This window comes from Hymenobacter nivis (assembly GCF_006439025.1).
Taxonomy (GTDB): Bacteria; Bacteroidota; Bacteroidia; order Cytophagales; family Hymenobacteraceae; genus Hymenobacter; species Hymenobacter nivis_A.
This window is the reverse complement of record NZ_RCYZ01000001.1, coordinates 192,579-214,984: the sequence shown is the minus strand read 5'-3', so window position 1 is coordinate 214,984 and position 22,406 is coordinate 192,579. Positions and strand designations below refer to the sequence as shown.

Annotated in this window: 12 protein-coding genes; all 12 read left to right on the top strand. The window is 63.0% G+C overall.

The annotated features are described in order from the left end of the window. Positions 1–44: 44 nt before the first annotated feature. The 12 genes from EAH73_RS00755 to EAH73_RS00700 all read left to right on the top strand — a co-directional run bounded on the left by EAH73_RS00755 (position 45) and on the right by EAH73_RS00700 (position 22,383). Positions 45–1,730: a glycoside hydrolase family 43 protein gene (locus EAH73_RS00755; protein ID WP_140464400.1), complete on the top strand. Its 1,686-nt coding sequence runs from the start codon at positions 45–47 to the stop codon at positions 1,728–1,730. An 83-nt stretch (positions 1,731–1,813) separates the two neighbouring features. Next, positions 1,814–3,763 carry an alpha-L-arabinofuranosidase C-terminal domain-containing protein gene (locus EAH73_RS00750; protein ID WP_140464399.1) on the top strand — a complete coding sequence of 650 codons (1,950 nt, stop codon included), beginning with the start codon at positions 1,814–1,816 and terminating at the stop codon, positions 3,761–3,763. Positions 3,764–3,852: 89 nt separating this feature from the next. Continuing rightward, complete coding sequence (locus EAH73_RS00745) at positions 3,853–5,757, top strand: glycoside hydrolase family 97 protein (RefSeq protein ID WP_161599401.1); 1,905 nt, start codon at positions 3,853–3,855, stop codon at positions 5,755–5,757. Between the two features lie 38 nt (positions 5,758–5,795). Further along, positions 5,796–8,288, top strand: a complete 2,493-nt coding sequence (locus EAH73_RS00740) for a glycosyl hydrolase family 95 catalytic domain-containing protein (RefSeq protein ID WP_240047088.1) — start codon at positions 5,796–5,798, stop codon at positions 8,286–8,288. Positions 8,289–8,326: 38 nt separating this feature from the next. After that, on the top strand, positions 8,327–9,283 hold the full coding sequence (locus EAH73_RS00735; RefSeq protein WP_140464397.1) for a glycoside hydrolase family 43 protein: 957 nt from the start codon (positions 8,327–8,329) through the stop codon (positions 9,281–9,283). Between the two features lie 77 nt (positions 9,284–9,360). After that, complete coding sequence (locus EAH73_RS00730) at positions 9,361–11,991, top strand: TIM-barrel domain-containing protein (RefSeq protein ID WP_140464396.1); 2,631 nt, start codon at positions 9,361–9,363, stop codon at positions 11,989–11,991. Positions 11,992–12,323: 332 nt separating this feature from the next. Then, positions 12,324–13,637 (top strand): glycoside hydrolase family 43 protein, encoded by a 1,314-nt coding sequence (locus tag EAH73_RS00725; RefSeq protein WP_140464395.1) that lies wholly within the window; start codon positions 12,324–12,326, stop codon positions 13,635–13,637. Positions 13,638–13,870: 233 nt separating this feature from the next. Beyond that, complete coding sequence (locus EAH73_RS00720; protein WP_140464394.1) at positions 13,871–15,940, top strand: alpha-glucuronidase; 2,070 nt, start codon at positions 13,871–13,873, stop codon at positions 15,938–15,940. 27 nt (positions 15,941–15,967) lie between these two features. Next, positions 15,968–17,272, top strand: coding sequence for a glycosyl hydrolase family 8 (locus EAH73_RS00715; RefSeq protein WP_140464393.1), 1,305 nt, complete (start codon positions 15,968–15,970; stop codon positions 17,270–17,272). An 11-nt stretch (positions 17,273–17,283) separates the two neighbouring features. Further along, entirely contained in the window at positions 17,284–18,888 is a 1,605-nt protein-coding gene (locus EAH73_RS00710; protein WP_140464392.1) for a glycoside hydrolase 43 family protein, read from the top strand. Between the two features lie 141 nt (positions 18,889–19,029). Next, positions 19,030–20,373, top strand: a complete 1,344-nt coding sequence (locus EAH73_RS00705; RefSeq protein WP_140464391.1) for a family 43 glycosylhydrolase — start codon at positions 19,030–19,032, stop codon at positions 20,371–20,373. Positions 20,374–20,454: 81 nt separating this feature from the next. Next, positions 20,455–22,383, top strand: coding sequence for an alpha/beta hydrolase (locus tag EAH73_RS00700; RefSeq protein ID WP_140464390.1), 1,929 nt, complete (start codon positions 20,455–20,457; stop codon positions 22,381–22,383). The last annotated feature ends 23 nt before the right edge of the window (positions 22,384–22,406 follow it).

Genomic DNA, 22,406 nt, shown 5'->3' with positions numbered 1-22,406 from the left:
AAAAAAACCTTCCCAACGTCCTGAAACCACAGATAATCAACAGCATGCACACAACCTCCGCGAAACGTTTTCTCATTGCCGCAACGGCCCTGGCGCTCCGCAGCTTTGCGGTTTCCGCACAATCGATTGAGTTGGTAAATCCCATTCTGACTGGCTTTTATCCAGACCCTAGCATTGTGAAGGTAGGGACTGATTACTACTTGGTTAACTCCACGTTTTCGTATTTTCCGGGCATTCCGGTGATGCACAGCAAGGACCTCAAAAACTGGAAGCAGGTGGGCAACGTCATCAGCCGGCCTTCGCAGATGAACTTCCTGGGCGACCGCATGACGCGGGGCCTGTTTGCGCCCGCCATCGAGCACCACAACGGCCTGTTTTACGTCACCTGCACGCTCATCGACCACAAGGGCAACTTCGTGGTGACGGCCAAAAACCCCGCCGGGCCCTGGAGCGACCCCACATTTTTGCCCGAGGTGCGCGGCATCGACCCCTCGCTGTACTTCGAGGGCGACAAGGCGTACGTTATCTACAACAGCGACCCGCCCGATAATAAGCCGCTTTATGACGGCCACCGCTCCATCAAAATCATTGAGCTGAACCCGAGTACGTTGCAAACGGTGGGCGAGGCCAAAATCGTGGTCAACGGGGGCGTGGACCTCAGCAAAAAGCCGGTCTGGATTGAGGGGCCCCACCTCATGAAGCGCGGCGACTGGTACTACCTCTACGCGGCCGAGGGCGGCACGTCGGTGAACCACACGGAGGTCGTTTTCCGCAGTAAGGCGGCGCTGGGGCCCTTCGTGCCCTATGAGAACAACCCCATCTTGTCGCAGCGCGAACTGCCCCGCGACCGCCCGAACCCCATCACGTCGGCTGGCCACGCGCAGTTTGTGGAGGGGCCCGATGGCAAGACCTACGCCATATTTCTGGCCGTGCGGCCCTACGAGGGAAATTTTTATAACACTGGGCGCGAGACGTTTATCGTGCCCGTGGAGTGGAAAAACGACTGGCCCGTGATGAACCCCGGCCCCAACGGTGTGCAGTACACCTACCGGGCTAGCTTCCCGGAGGTGAAGCAGCCGGGGGCCCGGCCCCAGAGCGGCAATTTCGGCTACACCCTCACTTTTGAAAAGGAGCTGGACCCGGCATTGCTGTTTCTGCGCACGGAAGACAAGGCGAGCTACGCCCTGAGCAAGGCCAACGGCCTTACCCTCAAGCTAAAGCCCGAAACCTGCGCCGAAACCGGCAACCCCTCCTTCATCGGCAAGCGGCAGCAGCACATGCACTGTAGCGCCGAAACCGAGCTGACGTTTGCTGCCAAAGCGGCCAACGAAACGGCCGGCCTGGTGGCGTTTCAGGACGAGAAGCACTTTTACTACCTCTGCAAATCGACGGCTGCGGGCAAGCCCGTAGTGCAGCTCTTCAAAAGCACTGCCGACGCCAAGGCCCCCGAGCTGCTGGCCGAGGCCCCGCTGCGGGCGGCGGCCGGCAAGGTGTGGCTGCGCATCAACGCCGAGGCCGCCGACTACGCCTTCAGCTTTGCGGAAGATGGCAAGACCTACAAGGTGTTGAAAGACAAGGTAGACGGTAAGTTTTTGAGTACGCAGGTAGCGGGCGGCTTCATTGGCTGCCTGTTTGGGATGTACGGCACGTCGGCGGGGCAGCCCACCGCCAGCACGGCCGCCTTCAAATGGCTGAAATACGAGGGCCACGACCCTGTGTACCAAAAGTAAAGCCGCCGTTTTCGCCCGTTGCAAACGATAATATCACTTTAATTGCTTGTTTTTCAAGATCTTAATTCTGTTCAGCTTTAGACATGAAGATACCCGCCTTTCTTGCCCTGATAGTAGCATTGGCCGCAGCGGCGCCCACAAAAGCGCAATCCGAGGCTGCCAGCAAGCCCATCAGCGCCGACCTTTTCGGGATCTTCTTCGAAGACCTGAACTACGCGGCCGATGGCGGGCTCTACGCCGAGCTGGTGCAAAACCGCTCGTTCGAATACGCCCCCAGTGACCATGACGGCTGGCACCCACTCACCAGCTGGGACTACCTGCACGAGGGCTTTGCGATGGGTAGCGTATCGGTGGAAAGTGCGGCCCCGCTGCACGCCACCAACCCGCACTACGTGCAGTTGCGGATAGAGAACCCCTTCCAAAAGGGCTTGGGGCTGAGAAACCACGGCTTCGATGGCATACCGCTGACGGCGGGTGCCACGTACGACTTCTCGCTGTGGGCGCGAGTGAAGTCGGGGGCGGCCATGCCGTTGCTGGTGCAGCTGCAAGATGCGCAGGGCAAGGTGCTGGCCGAAGCTACCCTCTCGGCGCAGGCCGCCGGCTGGCAGCAGTACCGGGCTACCCTCACGCCCACGGCCACCGCGGCCGCGGGCAGCCTCGTGGTGCTGGCCACCGGCAAGGGCATTCTGGACCTGGACATGGTGTCGCTGTTTCCGCAGCGCACGTTCCGGGGCCGCACCAACGGGCTGCGGGCCGACTTAGCCCAGGCCATTGCCGACCTCAAGCCCAGGTTTATGCGTTTTCCCGGTGGCTGCCTGGCCCACGGCGACGGCCTTGACAACCTCTACGACTGGAAAAAAACCATTGGCCCCGTGGAGCAGCGCACGGCGCAGCGCAACATCTGGGGCTACCACCAAACCACCGGGCTGGGCTACTTCGAGTACTTTCAGTTTTGCGAAGACATCGGGGCCAAGCCCATTCCGATAGTGGCGGCCGGCGTGAGCTGCCAGAACTCGGGCGGCTCCTGGAAAATCGGGGGTATCGGCCAGCAGTGCGTGCCGCTGGCTGATATGGCCGCCTACACCCAGGACGTGCTCGATTTGATTGAGTACGCCAACGGCCCGGCCACGTCTACCTGGGGCGCCAAGCGGGCAGCGGCCGGCCACCCGGCACCGTTTGGCCTGCAGTACATCGGCATTGGCAACGAGGATAAGCAAACGCCCGAGTTTCGGGAGCGGTTTAAGCTGCTGTACGAGGCGGTGCGCGCGAAGTACCCCGCCGTCACGGTTATCGGCACGGTGGGCCCCAGCCCCAAGGGCGAGGATTATGACCAGGGCTGGGCCTTTGCGAGCCAGCTGCACGTGCCCGTGGTGGACGAGCACTACTACGAAAATCCCAAGTGGTTTTTGGCCAACCAGCAGCGCTACGACGCCTACGACCGGTCCAAGTCCAAGGTCTATTTAGGGGAATATGCCTCGTGGGGCAATGAGCTGTACAACGCCCTGGCCGAGGCCGTTTACATGACCACGCTGGAGCGCAACGGCGACGTGGTGCAACTGGCGTCCTACGCTCCCCTGCTGGCCAAGGAAGGCCACATCCAGTGGAAACCCGACCTCATTTACTTCAACAACGCCACCGTAGTGCCCTCGGTGAACTACTACGTGCAGCAGCTTTTTGGCCAAAACCAGGGCTCTACTTACCACGCCGGAGTGGTGAGGCTGCCTACGGGCGCCCCAGCCGATACCGCCGCCGCCGCTTCCTGCGTGCGCGACGCTCAAACGGGCGACGTAATTCTGAAATTAATCAACCTGGGGCCCCAGCCAAAGCCCTTTGCCGTTGACCTAACGCGCTTTAAGGGCCTGAAAACGGCAGCCACCCAAACGACCTTCACGGGGCCGCGCAACGCGCAAAACACCTTCGACAGTCCGCGCACGGTGCTGCCAAAAGTAGCGAGCTACAAAGCCACCAAACGCTTCACATACACCGCTGCCCCCTTCTCGCTCACGGTGCTGCGGGTGCGCGGCACCCGCTAGCCGCGCCGCTTTTGGCCGGGGTTTGGGCCCTGCCAACGCCCCTCCTTACTACCTACCCACTGCTCATGCACTTTCTCTCGCTTTGCTGTTTGCTTGGCCTTTCCATTTCTGCCGCCCAGGCCGCCGGCCCCATCCGCATCAGCAGTCCCAACGGGGCCGTGCAGGTGACGGTGGACGTGACCGCCCAGGGCCAGCCTACCTATGCCGTGCGCTACCGCCAGGCCGAGCTGCTGCAGCCCTCGCGGCTGGGGCTGCGCCTAGCCAGCGCCGACCTTACCCAGGGCCTGCACCTGGCCAAAGCCGACCCCCAAACCGCCGTGGCCGACGACTACCAGCTGGCCACCGACAAGCGCGCCAATTGCCGCTACCGGGCCAACCGGCGCGTGCTGCACTATGCGGGCAGGGTAGGGGCCCCCACGCTGAGCGTGGTGTTTCAGGTGTCGGACGACGGGGTAGCTTTCCAATACCTCATCGAGGGTAAAAGCGTTGAGGTGCAGAAGGTTGATGCTGAGGGTACTACGTTCCATTTGCCGGCCGGGGCCAAGGGGTGGCTGCACCCACACGCCGTGGCCCAAACGGGCTTTGCCAATACCCAGCCCTCGTACGAGGAGTATTACGAAAAAGGAATTGCGGCCGGTACGGCCTCACCGCTGGGGCAGGGGTGGTCGTTTCCGGCGCTGTTTGAGGTGGGGAAAAACTGGGTGCTGCTGACCGAGGCCGGCATGGGCCGCAGCTACTGCGGCAGCCATTTGGCCCACCAGTCGCCGGCCGGCGAGTACACGGTGGCCTTCCCACAGGCCCCCGAAAAAACCACGCCCGACGCCGCCCTGCTGCCCGAAAGCCGCCTGCCGTGGCGCACGCCCTGGCGCGTGCTGGTGGTGGGCAGTTCGCTGGCGCCCATCGTCGAATCGACGCTGACCACCGACCTGAGCGCGCCCGCCCAAACGGCCCTGTTGCCCGAGGCCCCCGGCAAGTCGTCGTGGTCGTGGGTGCTGCTCGGCGACCAGAACACGACCTACGACGTGCAGCGTCGCTTCATCGACTACTCGGCCGCGATGGGCTGGCGCTACTGCCTCGTGGATGCCCTTTGGGACAAGCAGATAGGCTACGACAAGATGCAGGAGCTGGCCCAGTACGCCCGCAGCAAAAATGTGGGCCTGTTGGCTTGGTACAACTCGAACGGCCACTGGAACGAGGCCCCCCAAACGCCCACCAACGTGCTGTTTGAGGCCGAAAGCCGGCGCAAAGAGTTTGCCCGCCTCAAGCAGATGGGCATCGTGGGCATCAAGGTCGATTTTTTCGGGGGCGATGGGCAGTCGTTTATGAACTACTACCAGGACCTGCTGACCGACGGCGCGCAGGCCGGGCTGCTGATGAACTTCCACGGCGCCACCATCCCGAGGGGCTGGAACCGCACCTACCCCAACCTGATGACCATGGAGGCCGTGAAAGGCTTCGAGTTCCTGACTTTTGACCAGAGAAACACTGACCAGGAGCCTACGCACTGCGCCACGCTGCCCTTCACCCGCAACGCCGTGGGGCCCATGGACTTCACGCCGATGGCCTTTTCGGAGATAAGGGGCAAGCAGCGCCGCACCTCCAACGCGTTTGAGCTGGCCTTGTCGGTACTGTTCCAGTCGGGCATTCAGCACTACGCCGAGGTGCCCGAGGGCATGGCCTCGCAGCCCGCCTACGTGCAGGACTTCGTGAAAAAGCTGCCCCCGCGCTGGTCCGACGTGAAGTACGTGGCCGGCTATCCCGGCCAGTACGCCGTGCTGGCCCGCCAGGGCCCCGGCGGGAAGTGGTACGTGGCCGGCATCAACGGCACCGACGTGCCCCAGGATATTGAGGTGGACCTCAGTAAGTTGGGTATCACAGGCGGCGCCCTCATCACCGACGGCGACACCAACCGCAGCTTCCGCACGCAGGCTTTGGCCGGCAACACGCTGCGCCTGACGCTGCCCGCGCGGGGGGGCTTCGTGGTGCAGCCATAAGCATTTCATTATCAACGCTTACTAACTATTCATCCGCCTTGCGTCAGTCCCCTTCTCTTGCTAAAGCTTTTTTGCTGCTGGTCTGCTGGGCGAGCACTGTGGCCAGTGTGAGCGCCGCCAAACCCGCGCCTACCCCCCTGCGCCTGTGGTACGACCAGCCCGCCGCCAACTGGAACGAGGCCCTGCCCCTCGGCAACGGCCGTCTGGGCGCGATGGTATTCGGTGGGCCAGCGCGCGAGCGGTTGCAACTGAATGAGGAAACCATCTGGGGCGGGGGCCCCAATAACAACGTGAAGCCCGACGCGCTGCCGGTGGTGCGGGAGCTGCGCAAGCAGCTGCTGGCCGGGCAGCAGGTGGAGGCCCAGGCGCTGGCGCAGGAAAAAATGCAGCCCTTCGGCAACAGCGGCATGCCCTACCAGCTGGCCGCCAACGTGTACCTCGATTTCCCTGGTCACGAGCGCGCCACAGCTTACCAGCGCGACCTGGATATTGGGCGGGCCGTGGCCTCGGTCAGCTACCAGCTCGATGGCGTGCAGTACCGCCGCGAGGTGTTCAGCTCGCTCACCGACCAGGTGATAATCGTGCGCCTCACGGCCAGCCAGCCGGGCCGCATCAGCTGCCTGCTCAGCGAGGAAACGCCCATGCAGCACACCCTGCGCCCCGAAGGCACGCAACTGGTGCTCGACGGCACGGGCAGCGCGCACGAGGGGCAGGAAGGTAAAATCAAGTTTCAGACGCGGGTGCAGGCAGTGGCCGAGGGCGGCACCGTGCAGGCCACCAACGCGGGCCTGCGCATTGCGGGGGCCACCAGCGCCACGGTGTACATTTCCATCGGCACCAACTTCGTGAATTACCACGACGTGAGCGGCGACGCCGCCGCGCGGGCCACGGCCTACCTGGCGGGGGCCCTGGGCAAGCCCTACGCCCAGGCCCTGGCCGCCCACGTGGCCGCCTACCAGCGCTACTTCAACCGCGTGACGCTGAACCTGGGCACCACGCCCGCTGCCGCCCAGCCCACCAATGTGCGCCTGGCCGGCTTTGCCCAGGGCCACGACCCGGCCCTGGCGGCGCTCTATTTTCAGTACGGGCGCTATTTGCTCATTTCGTCGTCGCAGCCGGGCGGGCAGCCGGCCAACCTGCAAGGCATCTGGAACGACCAGCTCAAGGGGCCCTGGGACAGCAAGTACACGGTGAATATCAACACCGAAATGAACTACTGGCCCGCCGAAATCACCAACCTAACTGAGCTGCACGAGCCGCTGTTCGGCATGATTAAGGACCTGAGCATCACCGGGCAGCAAAGCGCCCGCACGATGTACGGGGCCCGCGGCTGGCTGCTGCACCACAACACCGACATCTGGCGCATCACGGGGCAGGTAGACCCGCCGCAGTACGGCCTCTGGCCCATGGGCGGGGCCTGGCTGAGCCAGCATTTGTGGGACCACTACCAGTTCACCGGCGACGAGAAGTTTCTGCGCGACTACTACCCCGTGCTGCGCGGCGCGGCCACCTACTTCATTGATGCCCTCCAAACCGAGCCCACCCACCAGTGGCGGGTGGTGGCCCCGTCGGTATCGCCCGAAAACAGCTATAATATTGAGGGTAAGAATATTGCCCTCGTGGCCGGCACCACCATGGACAACCAGTTGGTGTTCGACCTGTTCTCGAAAACCATTCGCGCCGCCGAGCTGCTGGGCCAGGACCAAGCGTTTGCCGACACCCTGCGCGCCCTGCGCCAGCAGCTGCCGCCCATGCAGATTGGCCAGTACGGGCAGGTGCAGGAGTGGCTGCAAGACGAGGACAACCCCCGCGACCAGCACCGCCACATCTCGCACCTCTACGGGCTCTACCCGAGCGCCCAGATTTCGCCCTACCGCACCCCCGAGCTGTTTGAGGCCGCCCGCACCACCCTCACCGAGCGCGGCGACGTGAGCACGGGCTGGTCGATGGGCTGGAAGGTGAATTTCTGGGCCCGCATGCAGGACGGCAACCACGCCTACAAGCTGCTCACCGAGCAGCTACGGCCCCGCACCAGCCAGCCCGGCGGCGTGAACGAGGGGGGCGGCACCTACCCCAACCTGCTCGATGCCCACCCCCCATTTCAGATTGACGGCAACTTCGGCTGCACCGCCGGCTTGGCCGAGCTGTTTGTGCAGAGCCACGACGGCACCCTCGACCTGCTGCCCGCCCTGCCCGATGCCTGGCCCACCGGCGAGGTAACCGGCCTGGTGGCCCGCGGCGGCTACGTAGTGGACCTGGCCTGGGCCAACGGCCAACTCACGCGGGCGCGCATCGTCTCGCGCCTTGGGGGCCCCTGCCGAGTGCGGGTGCACCGCCAGGTAGTGGCCAAGGGCGGCCCCCAGCTGCGCCCCGCCGAGGGCGAAAACCCCAATTCCTTCTACTACACACTGTCCGTGAAGGCTCCGCTGGTATCGAGCAAAACCACGGCCCGGCGGCCCACCCTGGCCCCGTCGTGGGTATATGATTTTCCCACCAAAGCCGGCCAGGCCTACCAGCTGCGGGCGCAGTAATTGGCTTGAATCCTTTCCTTGAAATAATTCTCTACCCCATGAAAAACACCCTCTTAGCCTTCCTGCTCCTGCTGCTGGCCGCCGGGGCCCTGCGGGCCCAAAACCCCATTATCAAGGACGTGTTCACGGCCGACCCGGCGCCGCTGGTGTACCGCGACACGCTGTTTCTGTACACCGGCCACGACACGGCCTCGGTGCAGGAAACCAACTACAAGATGCCCGACTGGCGCATCTACTCCACCACCGACATGGTGAACTGGAAAAGCTACGGTACGCGTCTCTCCGTCAAGACGTTTGCCTGGGCCACCGGCGATGCCTACGCCGCCCAATGCGTGTACCACAACGGCAAGTTCTACTGGTTTGTGGCCACCTTTCACAAGAAGGACGAGAACAGCCAGGGCGGCTCGGCCATCGGCGTGGCCGTGTCGGACCGGCCCACGGGGCCCTTCAAGGATGCCATCGGCAAGGCGCTCATCGTGAACGAGATGACCAAGGACCAGCCCCATTCTTGGGACGATATCGACCCCACCATCTTCGTGGATGACGACAAGCAGGTGTACATGTACTGGGGCAACGGCAGCTGCCGCTGGGTGAAGCTGAAGGACAACATGACCGAACTGGCTAGCCCCATCACCGTGCTCAAGCCCAAAAACTACATCGAGGGCCCCTGGGTGTACAAGCGCAAGAAGCTCTACTACCTCGTGTACGCCAGCGCCGGCACCAAGCCCGAGATGATAGATTACTGCACCGCCCCCAGCGCCACCGGCCCCTGGGAGTACCGGGGCATCATCCAGCAAAACGTGCCCAACAGCTTCACCACCCACCCCGGCATCGTTGACTACAAGGGCAAGAGCTACTTCTTCTACCACAACGGCTCGCTGCCCACCGGCGGCAGCTACCGCCGCTCCATCTGCGTCGATTATTTGCACTATAACAAGGACGGCACTATCCAGCCCATCGTGCAGACGACTGAGGGCGTGAAGGCGGTGAAATAGGGGTTTTGTCCTCGTGAGATTCCCAGGTGGCGAGCCCCATTTCATACGCTTCATTTCTAAATACTTACCCAGCTACCATGCCCTTTACCCGCCCCGCCCTCTTCCGCCGCTATCTGCTTCTGGCCTTGTGCTGGCCGGGAGTGGCCCTGGGGCAGCAGTTCCAGCGCTACGTCCGCACGGCCGACCGGGTGACGGTTACCCTGGCGGATGGCCAGCTGGTGCTGCGGCCGGTGGCCGATAATGCCATCCGGCTGCAATTTGCCAAGGGGCCCCTGCCGCAGCTGCCGGAGCTGGTGTTCACGGCCGGGGCCCCGGTACCCGCTTTTAAGGTGACGGAAACGGCGGCGGCGCTGCTGCTCACGACCCGGCAGCTGAGCGCCCGGCTCGACAAAGCCACCGGCACCGTGAGCTACCTCGACCCGGCCGGGCGCACGTTTTTGCGCGAAGCGCCTACCCCCCGCCTGCGGGCGGCCCCACCCGTGCTGGGCCAGGCCAATGTGGTGGCCGAGCAGGCCTTTGAGGCTGCGCCGGACGAGGTTATGCTGGGCCTGGGGCAATTCCAGGATGGGCATTTCAACCTGCGGGGCGTGACGCGCCAGCTCACGCAAGTGAACACCCAAACGGCCCTGCCCTTTATTTATTCCAGCAAGGGCTACGGCCTGCTCTGGCACCAGTACGGCCTCACCGATTTCAACCCCGCCGACGCGCCCATTGCGCTCGAAAAGCAGGCCGAGGCCGCCCAGGCCGGCACCGCCGTGGACGCCACCACCGCCACCGGCACCCAGAAGGTAGCCCAAGACCAAGCCACCTACACCGGCACGTTTACGCTGCCCGCCGCGGGGCCCTATTCCGTGCTGCTCGATTTGGGCGCGATGGGCAACCGGCACTACGTGGAAATTGACGGGGTAGCGTGCATCGACCACCGCAATTTTTGGCTGCCGCCCACTGCCAGCGCCCAGCTGCCGCTGGCGGCGGGGCCCCACAAGGTGCGGGTGGTGTGCAAGGCCAACAACACGCCGCGCCTCACCTACAAGCGGGTGGATGCCCGCACCACCTTCCGCTCGCCCAACGCCCAGTTGCTTGACTACGTGGTGTTTTATGGGCCCCAGGCCGATGCCGTTATTGGCAGCTACCGGCAGCTGTCGGGGGCAGTGCCGATGCTGCCGCAGTGGGCCTACGGCTTCTGGCAGTGCCGCGAGCGCTACACCTCCAGCGCCCACCTGGAGGCCACGGTGGCCGAGTTTCGGCAGCGCCAGATTCCGATGGACGTGATTGTGCAGGACTGGCAGTATTGGGGCAAATACGGGTGGGGCGTGATGCAGTTCGACGAAACCCACTACCCCGACCCGGCCGCCCTCATGCAGAACCTGCACGCCCAGCACGCCCGCTTCAATATATCGGTGTGGGAAAACCTGAACAAGGAATCGGCCATCGGCAAAAGCCACGTGGCCAACCACTTCTACATTCCGGATAGCCCCTGGCTCGACCTCACCATCCCTGCTGCCCGCACGGCCCACTGGGCGGCCATGAATAAAAACCTGTTTGGCTACGGCGTCGATTCGTGGTGGCTCGACGCCACCGAGCCCGAAAACGACGCCCTCCACGGCAAGCAATTGGCGATTGGGCCGGGCGACTTCTACCGCCTCACATACCCCTTGTTTGTGAACCAGGCCGTATACGAGGGCCAGCGCGCTACCACCGCCGATAAGCGGGTGTGCATCCTCACGCGGTCGGCCTTTTTGGGCCAGCAGCGCTACGGCACCATCAACTGGTCGGGCGACATTGGCGGCACCTGGGATTCGTTTCGGCGGCAGGTGCCGGCCGGGCTGCACTTCACCATCACCGGCCAGCCCTACTGGACGACTGACATCGGCGGGTTTTTCCGGCCCGGCCCCAGCCAGTACACCGACCCGCAGTACAACGAGCTGCTGATGCGCTGGTACCAGTGGGGCGCGTTCACGCCCATTTTCCGCGTGCACGGCTACCAGACCGAAACCGAGCCCTGGAAAAACGGCCCCGTAGTGGAGGCCAACGTCCGGCAGCTGCTCGACGTGCGCTACCGCCTGCTGCCCTACCTCTACTCCGAGGCGTGGCAGGTGCACAGCCAGGGCTCGACGCTGATGCGGCCCTTGGTGATGGACTTCCGCACCGATACCGCCGCCGCGCGGCAGGCCGGCGAGTACCTGTTTGGGCCCGCGTTTTTGGTGGCACCCGTCACCGCGCCGGGCCGCACCGAGTGGCCGGTGTACCTGCCGAAGGGCGGGCCGTGGTACAGCTTCTGGACGGGCCGGCGCTACGCGGGCGGCCAAACCGTGGCGGCCCCTGCGCCCGCGGCCACCACCCCGGTTTTCGTGCGAGCCGGGGCCATCGTGCCCCTGGGCAAGCGCCTCCAATACACCGGCCAAAAAACCGCCGATACGCTGGAAATCAGAGTTTACGCCGGGGCCGATGGCCACTTCACGCTCTACGAAGACGCCGGCGACGGCTACCGCTACGAGCAGGGCGAGCACCGCACCATCCCCTTCGCCTGGGATGAAAAGCGCCAAACCCTCACCATCGGCCCCGCGCAGGGTACCTACCCCGGGGCCCTCCCGCGGCGGGTGTTCAACCTCGTGTGGCCCAGTGCGGCCAACGGGCTGGGTGCCGCGTTTGGCATGCCCCAAAAGCAAGTAGTTTACACCGGCAAACGGTTGACAATAAAGCAGTAGCGCCCGGTGATTTTCGATACGGGGGACGCCACTTACTGCCAGCGTCAGCTACCAACAGCTAGCAGGAACATGAAAAAACTTCTTTTTAGCCTTTTGCTGGCGGGGCACCACCGGGGCCCCCGTGACGCTGCAACTCAAAAAACACCAGGCCATCAGCTACGACGGGCTTCGGCTGAGCGCGCAGGGCGTGCAGTAAGGGGGTGGATTTTTCTGTCTTCGAACAGTAGACGAGCACTTTGCAATCGGTGTAGCGAAGAAACTTAGACCAGCAAACAAGAACAACAGACAAAGTAGAAACGCCTTTAACTGCCCCCTTTACTACATCGGACAATATGAAACCAGCCTTCTGTTTTTTACTTCTCTCCTTCCTGGTCTCAGCCGCCTTGGTCGGCCAGGCCCAAAACCCCATCATCCAAACCAAATTCACGGCCGACCCGGCGCCGATGGTGTACCGCGACACCGTGTTCCTCTATACCAGCCACGACGAGGACGATGCCAAGGGGTTCAAAATGTACAACTGGCTGCTCTACACCTCCACCGACATGGTGAACTGGACCGACCGCGGCACGGTCGCCTCGACCAAGAGCTTCAGCTGGTCGCCGCAAAACGGGGCGTGGGCGCCGCAGTGCATCGCCCGCAATGGCAAGTTCTATTTGTATTGCCCCATTCACGTCAAGGGTATTGGCGTGCTGGTGTCGGACAGCCCCTACGGCCCCTTCACCGACCCGCTGGGCAAGCCACTGATTAAGAATAGTATGGACGACATTGACCCGACCGTTTACATCGACGACGACGGCCAGGCCTACCTGTACTGGGGCAATCCGAACCTGTACTACGTTAAGCTGAACGAAGACATGATTTCCTACTCGGGCGACATTGTCAAATCGCCTACCAAGCCGGCTGATTACCAGGAAGGCCCGTGGTTTTACAAGCGCAAGGACAAGTACTACGTGGCTTATGCCTCTACCTGCTGCCCCGAGGGCATCGGCTACAGCATGAGCACCAGCCCCACGGGCCCCTGGAACTACACCGGCACGCTCATGGACCACAGCCCTAAGTCCAACGGCAACCACCCGGGCATTATCGACTACAAGGGCAACTCCTACCTGTTCGGCTTCAACTACGCCATTTCCAAGGCCCTGTCGCCAACGCACACCGAGCGGCGCTCCGTGTGCGTGGCCAAGCTGACGTACAACCCCGACGGCACCATTCAGCAGCTGCCGTTTTGGTCGGAAGAGGGGGTAAAGCGCGTGGCGGCCTTGAACCCCTACCAGCGCATCGAGGCGGAAACCATTGCCGCGAGCCAGGGCCTAAAAACCAGCAAAGGGCCCAATGGCATGTACGTAACGAGCATAGACAGCGACGATTACATCAAAGTCAAGGGCGTTGATTTTGCACAGGGCGCAAAGGAATTGGTGGCTTCGGTGGCCAGCACTTCTGCCGGCTCAGCCATTGAAATACACTTGGACAGCCCTGCAGGTGCCTTGCTGGGAACCTTAAAAGTGAAGAACACCGGTAACCTGGCAAGCTGGGTGGCGCAGTCGTGCAAAGTCAGCCGGAAGAGTGGCATCCACGACGTGTACTTCGTCTTTAAAGCAGCCGCTAACAACCAACTCCGATTCGACTGGTGGCAGTTTAATCAATAACCAAGGCTGGGGTGGCCGCCAGCGAACACTTCAGGTATCCATCAAAAAGCTGTCAACCACCTAGCTGCTCCTTGCGCTTTTACTACTGCCGTTTTTTGGTTACGGGCAGGTCGTTTTCAAGCATGCGGGGAGCACGAGGTCAGCCAATTTACCAGCAAGGCATCAGCTAAAAATAGCTTGTATTGAGCCTGTTAGCTAGCCTCAACACACACTTGCCTATACAATTCCACCCTATGAAAAAAATCCTGTTTAGTATTTGCTTATTGGGCACCGTTTCGGGGCTGCGCGCCGAGGACGGCCACCAGCTCTGGTTGCGCCCGCACGCCTCGGTGCCCGTTAAGGTGGTAGGCCCCGCCAAAAGCTCAGCCCTGCTCGCCACGGCCAGGCAGGAGCTGCAGCAAGGCTGGCAGGGAACCGCCGGGGCCACCGTGACGCTGAAACTCACAAAGGATAAAGCCATCAAGTATGACGGGTTTCGACTGAATGCGCAGGGTGTGCAGGCCAATACCGAGCGGGGCCTACTGTACGGGGCGTTTGGGCTGCTGCGGCGCCAGCAGACTGGCCAGGCGGTAGCCGAAGAAATTTCCAACCCATCCTACGAGTACCGCCTCCTCAACCACTGGGACAACCCCGACGGCTCGGTGGAGCGGGGCTACGCCGGGCAGTCCATCTTCTGGCGCAAGGATAGCTCGTTTGTGGTGACGGGCCACGACCGAGCGCTGTGGCAGCAGTACGCCCGCGCCAACGCTTCGGTGGGCCTCAACGGCGCCGTCATCAACAACGTCAATTCCTCGCCGCTGATGCTGTCGGCCGCCTACCTGGCCCGCACCAAGGCCATTGCCGGCGCGCTACGGCCCTACGGCGTGCGGGTGTACCTGGCCGTGAAGTTTTCGTCGCCGGCGCTGCTGGGCGGCCTCAAAACCTCGGATCCCCTCGACCCGGCCGTTATCAAGTGGTGGCATGCCAAGGTGAAGGAGGTGTACCAGCAGATCCCCGACTTCGGGGGCTTTGTGGTGAAGGCCAGCAGCGAGGGCCAGCCGGGGCCCCAGGACTACGGCCGCACCCACGCCGACGGGGCCAACTTGCTGGCCGACGCCCTGCGGCCCTACGGCGGCCTGGTGATGTGGCGCGCCTTCGTGTACAGCCCCAGCGACAAGGACCGCGCCAAGCAGGCCTACAACGAGTTTGTGCCCCTCGACGGTAAGTTTCTCGACAACGTCATCATTCAGGTGAAAAACGGGCCGATTGACTTTCAGCCCCGCGAGCCGTTCAGCCCCCTGTTTGGGGCCCTGAAAAAGACGGCCGTGATGCCCGAGTTTCAGATTACCCAGGAGTACCTGGGCCAGGCCATCGACCTGGTTTTCCTGGCCCCCATGTGGCAGGAGTGCCTGCGCAGCGACACCCACCAAGCCGGCCCTGGCAGCACCGTGGCCCGCTGCACCGACGGCAGCGTGTACGCCCAGAAGCACTCGGCCATGGCCGGCGTGTCCAACGTGGGCCTCGACACCAACTGGACCGGCCACGACTTTGCCCAGGCCAACTGGTACGCCTTCGGCCGCCTGGCCTGGAACAACCAGCTCGACAGCCGCCAGATTGCCGACGAGTGGCTGAAGCTGACCTTCGGCACCGCCGCCCAGCTGGCCGCCGCCGACTGGGATGCCCACTTCCTGGCCCCCATGACGCAGCTGCTGCTGGCCAGCCGCGAGGCCGCCGTGAACTACTCGATGCCCCTGGGCCTGCACCACATCATGTCGGCCACCCACGGGCACTATGGCCCCGGCCCCTGGTGGGGGCCCCCCGGCATGCGCGCCGACTGGACGCCGCCCTATTACCACCAGGCCGCCGCCAACGGCGTGGGCTTCGACCGCACCACGGCCGGCAGCAACGCCGTGAGCCAGTACCACGAGCCCCTGGCCGCCGAGTTCAACAACCCCGCCACCTGCCCCGACGAGTACTTGCTCTGGTTTCATCACCTGCCCTGGGATTTCAAGATGAAAAGCGGCCGCACGCTGTGGGATGAGCTGGCCCTGCACTACGACCACGGCGTGCGCCAGGTGCGGCAGTTCCAGCAGACCTGGGACGCGGCCCGGCCCTACGTGGATGCCGAGCGCTTTGCGGTGGTGCAGAACAAGTTGCGCACCCAGAGCGGCAACGCCGTGCTCTGGAAGGATGCCTGCCTGCTCTACTTCCAGCAATTCAGCCACTTGCCCATTCCGGCCGAGGTTGAGCCGCCCATGCACACGTTGGAGGGCGTGATTGCCAACGATGCGCCGCCCCTGCGGCGCCCAGCCGGCCAGCCGTAGCCTCTCACGCAGCCCCCTTCGCTTCCCATGTTTCATTCCTCGCCTTTCAGAAATTCCGGCCTCTGGCGCGCCTCGCTGCTGCTGTGCCTGGCTTGCCTGGGTGCCGGCCGCGCGGTGGCCCAGCGCCCAGCCAAAGCCGCCCCGCCGGCGAGGCAAGGCGCGTTCTACACCGGTAAGTATCCCAACCTGCTGCGCGAAGCCGGCTACAGCCAGGCCGCCATCGACCAGAAAGTGGCCCAGGCCTACCACGACGTCTTCGAGGGGCCCCACAAGGTGTACTTCGAAGTGGGCGACTCGCTGGCCTACGTTTCGGACCTGAAAAACCACGACGCCCGCACCGAGGGGCTGTCCTACGGGATGATGGTGGCCGTGCAGCTCGATAAAAAAGAGGTTTTTGACCGCCTCTGGCGCTGGTCGAAAAAGAACTTGCAGCACCAGAGTGGGCCCCTGGCGGGCTACTTCGCCTGGAGCTTCAGCACCACCACAATGAAACTCAATTCGGAGGGCCCCGCCTCCGATGGCGAGCTGTACTTCGTGACCAGCCTGCTGTTTGCGGCCAACCGCTGGGGCAACGCCACGGGCATCGACTACTACCGCGAAGCCCGCCGTATTCTGGATGCTTCGTGGCAGAAGGACGGTACCGGCGGCGTGCGCAACCTGTTCAATACCAGCCGCAAGCAGATAACCTTCGTGCCGGTGGGGGAGATGTACAACTGGACCGACCCCTCGTACCACCTGCCCGCGTTTTTGGAAGTGTGGGCCGCGTATGCCAACGACGGGCACGCGCCGTTTTACCGGGCCTGCGCCGACACGGCGCGGGCGTTTCTGCACCGGGCCTGCGCCGCGCCCACCGGCCTCAACTACGATTATACCGAGTTTAGCGGCGCGCCCCACGCCACCAAGTGGGCCCCGCCGGCCTTCCGCTACGACTCGTGGCGGGTGCCCATGAATATTGCGATGGACTACGTGTGGTTTGGCCAGGACCGGGCCTGGCAGCAACAGTACGCCCGGCGATTTCAGGGCTTTTTGCGTGGCAAGGGGCTGGCTACTTTCGACGACCAGTTCAACGTGGATGGCACGCGGCCCGGCTTCATCCTGCCCGCCGGCAACGTTACGAAGCTGCGGCACTCGCTGGGCCTGGTCGCTACCAGCGCGGCGGCCTCACTCATGGGCCAGGACCCCCAGCTCGACTTTGTGCGCGCCCTCTGGGAGGCCAAGCTGGCCCCTTATCCCGATGGCTATTTTGACCCCTACTACGACGGGATGCTCTACCTCTTCAGCCTGCTGCACCTGAGCGGACGCTACCAGGCCATCAAGCCCACGGCTCACTAAAACTTACCTGAATGATTTTAAATCAAATAATTGGATGGATGCGTGGGGCCCTACTGGCGCTGGCGCTACTGGGGGGGATAAGGCCGGCGGCGCAGGCGCAGGTGCCGGAAACGGCCCACAACCCGCTCATTTACGCCGACGTGCCCGATATGTCGATGATTCGGGTGGGCAAGACCTACTACATGAGCAGCACCACCATGCACATGAGCCCCGGCGTGCCCATCATGAAATCGACGGACCTGGTGAACTGGCACCTGGTGGGCTACGCCTACGACACCCTGGCTACTGTGGACGCCATGACGCTGACCAATGGCAAAAGCACCTACGGCCGGGGCTCGTGGGCCAGCAGCCTGCGCCTGCACAACGGCACGTACTACGTGAGCACCTTTGCCCAAACCACCGGCAAAACCCACATCTACTCGACCAAAAACATCGAGAAGGGCCCCTGGAAATCGGTGTCGTTCCGGCCCAGCTACCACGACCACTCGCTGTTTTTCGACGACGATGGCCGCGTGTACCTGGTGTATGGCGCGGGCAAAATCCAACTGGTGGAGCTCACCGCCGATGCCTCGGGCGTGAAGCCGGGCACCACCCCGCAGGTGCTCATCGACAACGCAAGCGCCCCCGCCGGCCCCGATATCAACCTGCAAGCCGAGGGCTCGCAGCTGTTCAAAATCAAGGGTAAGTACTACTTATTCAACATTGTGTGGCCTAAAAATGGGATGCGCACCGTGGTGGTGCACCGGGCCGACAAGCTCACGGGGCCCTACGAGGGCCGCCTGGCGCTGCAAGACAAAGGCGTGGCGCAGGGCGGCCTCATCGATACGCCCGATGGCCGGTGGTTCGCCTACCTGTTCCGCGACAATGGGGCCGTGGGCCGCATTCCCTACCTCGTGCCGGTAACTTGGGCCGACGGCTGGCCCGTGCTGGGCGACCCGGCCGGCAAGGTGCCCGAAACCCTGGCCTTGCCCCCCAATCAGCGCCTGCTGCCGGGCCTCGTGGCCTCCGACGAATTTACCCGCCGCAAGGGCGAGCCCGCCCTGCCCCTGGTCTGGCAGTGGAACCACAATCCCGCCAACGCCCTGTGGTCGGTGCGGGAGCGCCCCGGCTACCTGCGCCTGCGCACCGGCCGCCTCGATACCACCTTCCTGCTGGCCCGCAACACGCTCACGCAGCGCACCATCGGCCCCGTGAGCGCCGGCAGCACGTCGCTGGATGTGGCGCATTTAAAAGACGGCGACTTTGCTGGCCTGGCCCTGCTGCAAAAGCGCTACGGCCTGGTAGGCGTGCAGCAGCAGAACGGCCAGAAGTCCATCGTGATGGTAAGCGCCGAATCGGAGAAACCCGTGGAGCTGGCGCGCCTGCCGCTGGCGCAAAACACGGTCTATTTCAAGATAGACTGCGATTTTGTGGACCGCCAGGACCGCGCCATCTTCTTCTACAGCCTCGACGGCAAGTACTGGAAACGCATTGGCGAACCCCTCAAAATGGCCTACACCCTGCCGCACTTTATGGGCTACCGGTTCGGGCTGTTCAACTACGCCACCAAGCAAACCGGCGGCTACGCCGACTTCGACTATTTCCACATCATCGACACGCTGGTAGGCGGTAAGTGAGGGCGGCTGGGGCCCCCAAAGGCTATCCTGTTACACCAAAAAGGACGGTCATGCTTCGACTCCGCTGCGCTGCGCTCAGCATAACCGTTTTTTTAGCCCAGCCTTGTCTTACTGAATTACTTATTTCTCCTTCCTATTCCCATGCTGCTTCGCAAACTGACTTACTTTCTAATCCTGCTGGTGGTGCTAACAGGCGGCACCGCCGGGGCTCAAAACCCCTTAATTACCAATCAATTCTCGGCCGACCCATCGGCGCGGGTCTTTAATGGACGAGTGTACGTGTACCCGTCGCACGATATTCTGGCCACCAAGGAGCGCGGGCGGCTCGGCTGGTTTTGCATGGAGGACTACCACGTGTTTTCGTCCGCCAACCTCACCGACTGGACCGACCACGGCGTGATTGTGACCCAGAACAAGGTGCCCTGGGTGAAGCCCGACAGCTACAGCATGTGGGCCCCCGACTGCGTTTTTCGCAATGGCAAGTACTACTTCTACTTCCCGACAACGCCCAAGGATACCACTGTCAGCAAGGGCTTTACGGTGGGAGTGGCCGTGGCTGATAAGCCCACGGGGCCCTTCGTGCCGCAGCTGCTGCCCATCAAGGGCGTGCGCGGCATCGACCCCAACGTGTTCATCGACAAGGACGGGCAGGCCTATTTGTATTGGTCGCAGGGCAACATCTACGGGGCCAAGCTGAAGGAGAACATGCTGGAGCTGGCCTCCGAGCCCATCACGCTGGGCGAGCTGCCTACCAAAGGCTTGAAGGAGGGCCCCTACATGCTGGAGCGCAACGGTACCTACTACCTCACCTACCCGCACGTGGAGAACAAAATTGAGCGCCTCGAATACGCCACCGGCACCAGTCCGCTGGGGCCGTTCAAGGTGCAAGGGGTGATTATGGATGAGTTTACGGGCTGCTGGACCAACCACCATTCCATCATCAATTTCCAGAACCAGTGGTACCTGTTTTACCACCACAACGACTTGTCGCCCAACTTCGATAAAGCCCGCTCCATTCGCCTCGATAGCCTGTTTTTTGAGCCCAATGGGAACATCCGCAAAGTGATGCCCACCCTGCGCGGCGCGGGCCTGACCGATGCCCGGCAGAAAATCCAGCTCGACCGCTACAGCCGCCTCAGCAGCACGGGTGCGTCCATTGCCTTTCTGGATACGGCGAACACCTTCCAGGGCTGGAAAACCGACTTTGCCAGCAGCCTGGGCTGGGTGCAATACAACGGCGTAGCCTTTGGCAAAAAAGCGCTTAAAACGGTGACGCTGCGCGTGCAAGCCGCCGCCGGGGCCACCGTGCAGCTGCGCGCCGACGGCCCCACCGGCCCCGTGCTGGCGCTGGTGACCGTGCCCAAGGGCGGCCAGTGGCAGGAGGTGAAAGCGCCGCTGTCGGCCTTTCGGGCTGGCACGCACGGGCTGTATGTGGCACCCAAAACCACTACGCCCGTGGCCATCGACTGGGTGCGCTTTGAGTGAGGGGCTAGGGGGGAGGTGCCCCCGGCGAGCGTGACCGCCTGATTCCCTTTAATAATTCATCAGACCCTTTTCCTACCACCCATGAGAACTGTATTCTCCCTTATTCTAAGCGTGGCCTTGCTGAGCGCCAGCGGCGCATTTGCCCAAAAAATAGCCCCGGAGGGCCCCAAGGGCTTCGATCAGCCCACGGCGGGCATCGCTCATGGCAAAATCGACAGCATCGCCTACCCCTCCAAAACGGTGGGTACCGTGCGCAAGGCCCTGGTGTACACGCCACCGGGCTACTCCAAAAAGCAAAAATACCCGGTGCTGTACCTGCTGCACGGCATCGGGGGCGACGAGAAGGAATGGCTGAAAGGCGGCCACCCGGAGGTGATTCTGGATAACCTGTACGCCCAGGGCAAACTCAAGCCCATGCTGGTAGTGATGCCCAATGGCCGCGCCCTGAAGGACGACCGGGCCGTGGGCAATATCTACAGCCCCGAGAAAGTAGCTGGGTTCGCCAACTTCGAGCAGGACCTGCTGACCGACCTCATTCCCTACATCGAAAAGACTTATAAGCCCCTGACCACCCGCGAGAACCGCGCCATTGCCGGCCTCTCAATGGGCGGCGGCCAGTCGCTGGATTTCGGGCTGGGCAACTTGGATAAATTCGCTTGGGTCGGTGGCTTTTCCTCGGCCCCCAACACCAAGATGCCCGAGGTGCTGGTGCCCGACCCGGCCCGCGCCAAAAAGCTGCTCAAGCTGCTCTGGATTTCGTGCGGCGATGCCGATGGCCTGCTCGGCATCAGCCAGCGCACCCACGACTACCTCTACCAGCACAACGTGCCGCACGTGTACTACATCGAGCCGGGCGGGCACGATTTCAAGGTCTGGAAAAACGGGCTCTACATGTTCTCGCAGTTCCTGTTTAAGCCCGTGGACGTGGCCTCCCTGCCCACCTACACCGTGCTGGGTGCGCCGGCCGCTACCAACGTGCGCAACGCCAAATACCCCCAGCTGCTGCCCGACAACCGCGCCGTATTTCGCCTGAAAGCCCCTGACGCCCAGCGCGTGCAGATAGATTTGGTGCGGAAATATGACCTCACCAAAGACGCCGAGGGCTACTGGACCGCCACCACCGACACCCTCAGCGAGGGCCTGCACTACTACTCGCTGCTGCTCGACGGCCTGCCCGTGGCCGACCCCGCCAGCGACACCTTCTACGGTATGGGGCGCATGGCCAGTGGCATCGAAGTGCCCTCGCGCAACGGTGCCTACTACGCCCCGCGCGACGTGCCCCGCGGGGCCGTGCGCCAGCAGCGCTACTACTCCAAAGTCACCAACTCGTGGCGCCAGCTATTCGTGTACACGCCCCCTGGCTACGACGCCAGCGCCCCCACCAAGTACCCCGTGCTGTACCTGCTGCACGGCGGCGGCGAGGACGAAACCGGCTGGGCCAAGCAAGGCAAAGCCGACCTGATTCTCGACAATCTCCTCGCCGATAAAAAGGCCAAGCCCATGCTCATCGTGATGCTGGACGGCAACATGGGTGGCCCCGGCGGCCTGGCTGGCTTCGGCGATGCCACGCTGAAAAAATTTGAGGACGAGCTCAAGCAAACCGTGCTGCCGCTGGTGGAAAGCACCTACCGGGTAGCGCCCGGGGCCCAAAATAGGGCCCTGGCGGGCCTGTCGATGGGCGGCATCCAAACCCTGTATGCCGGCCTGCACAACACCGATATGTTCCAGTACCTGGGCGTGTTCAGCTCGGGCTATTTTGCCAATAGCCCCCAGCTGTCCGACCCGCAGTTTGCCTTCATGAAGGCCAATACCAGCACTATTAACACCAACCTGAAGCAGCTGTGGCTCTCGATGGGCGGCCCCACCGATATCGCCTACGCCAACAACAAGGTGATGCGCGCCAAGATGGACGAAATGGGCCTCAAGTATGCCTACAGCGAGTACCCCGGCGGCCACACCTGGCCCGTGTGGCGGCACGATTTGTACCTGTTCGCGCAGAAGCTGTTTTAGCCTGCGACTGGGCGCGGGCGCGC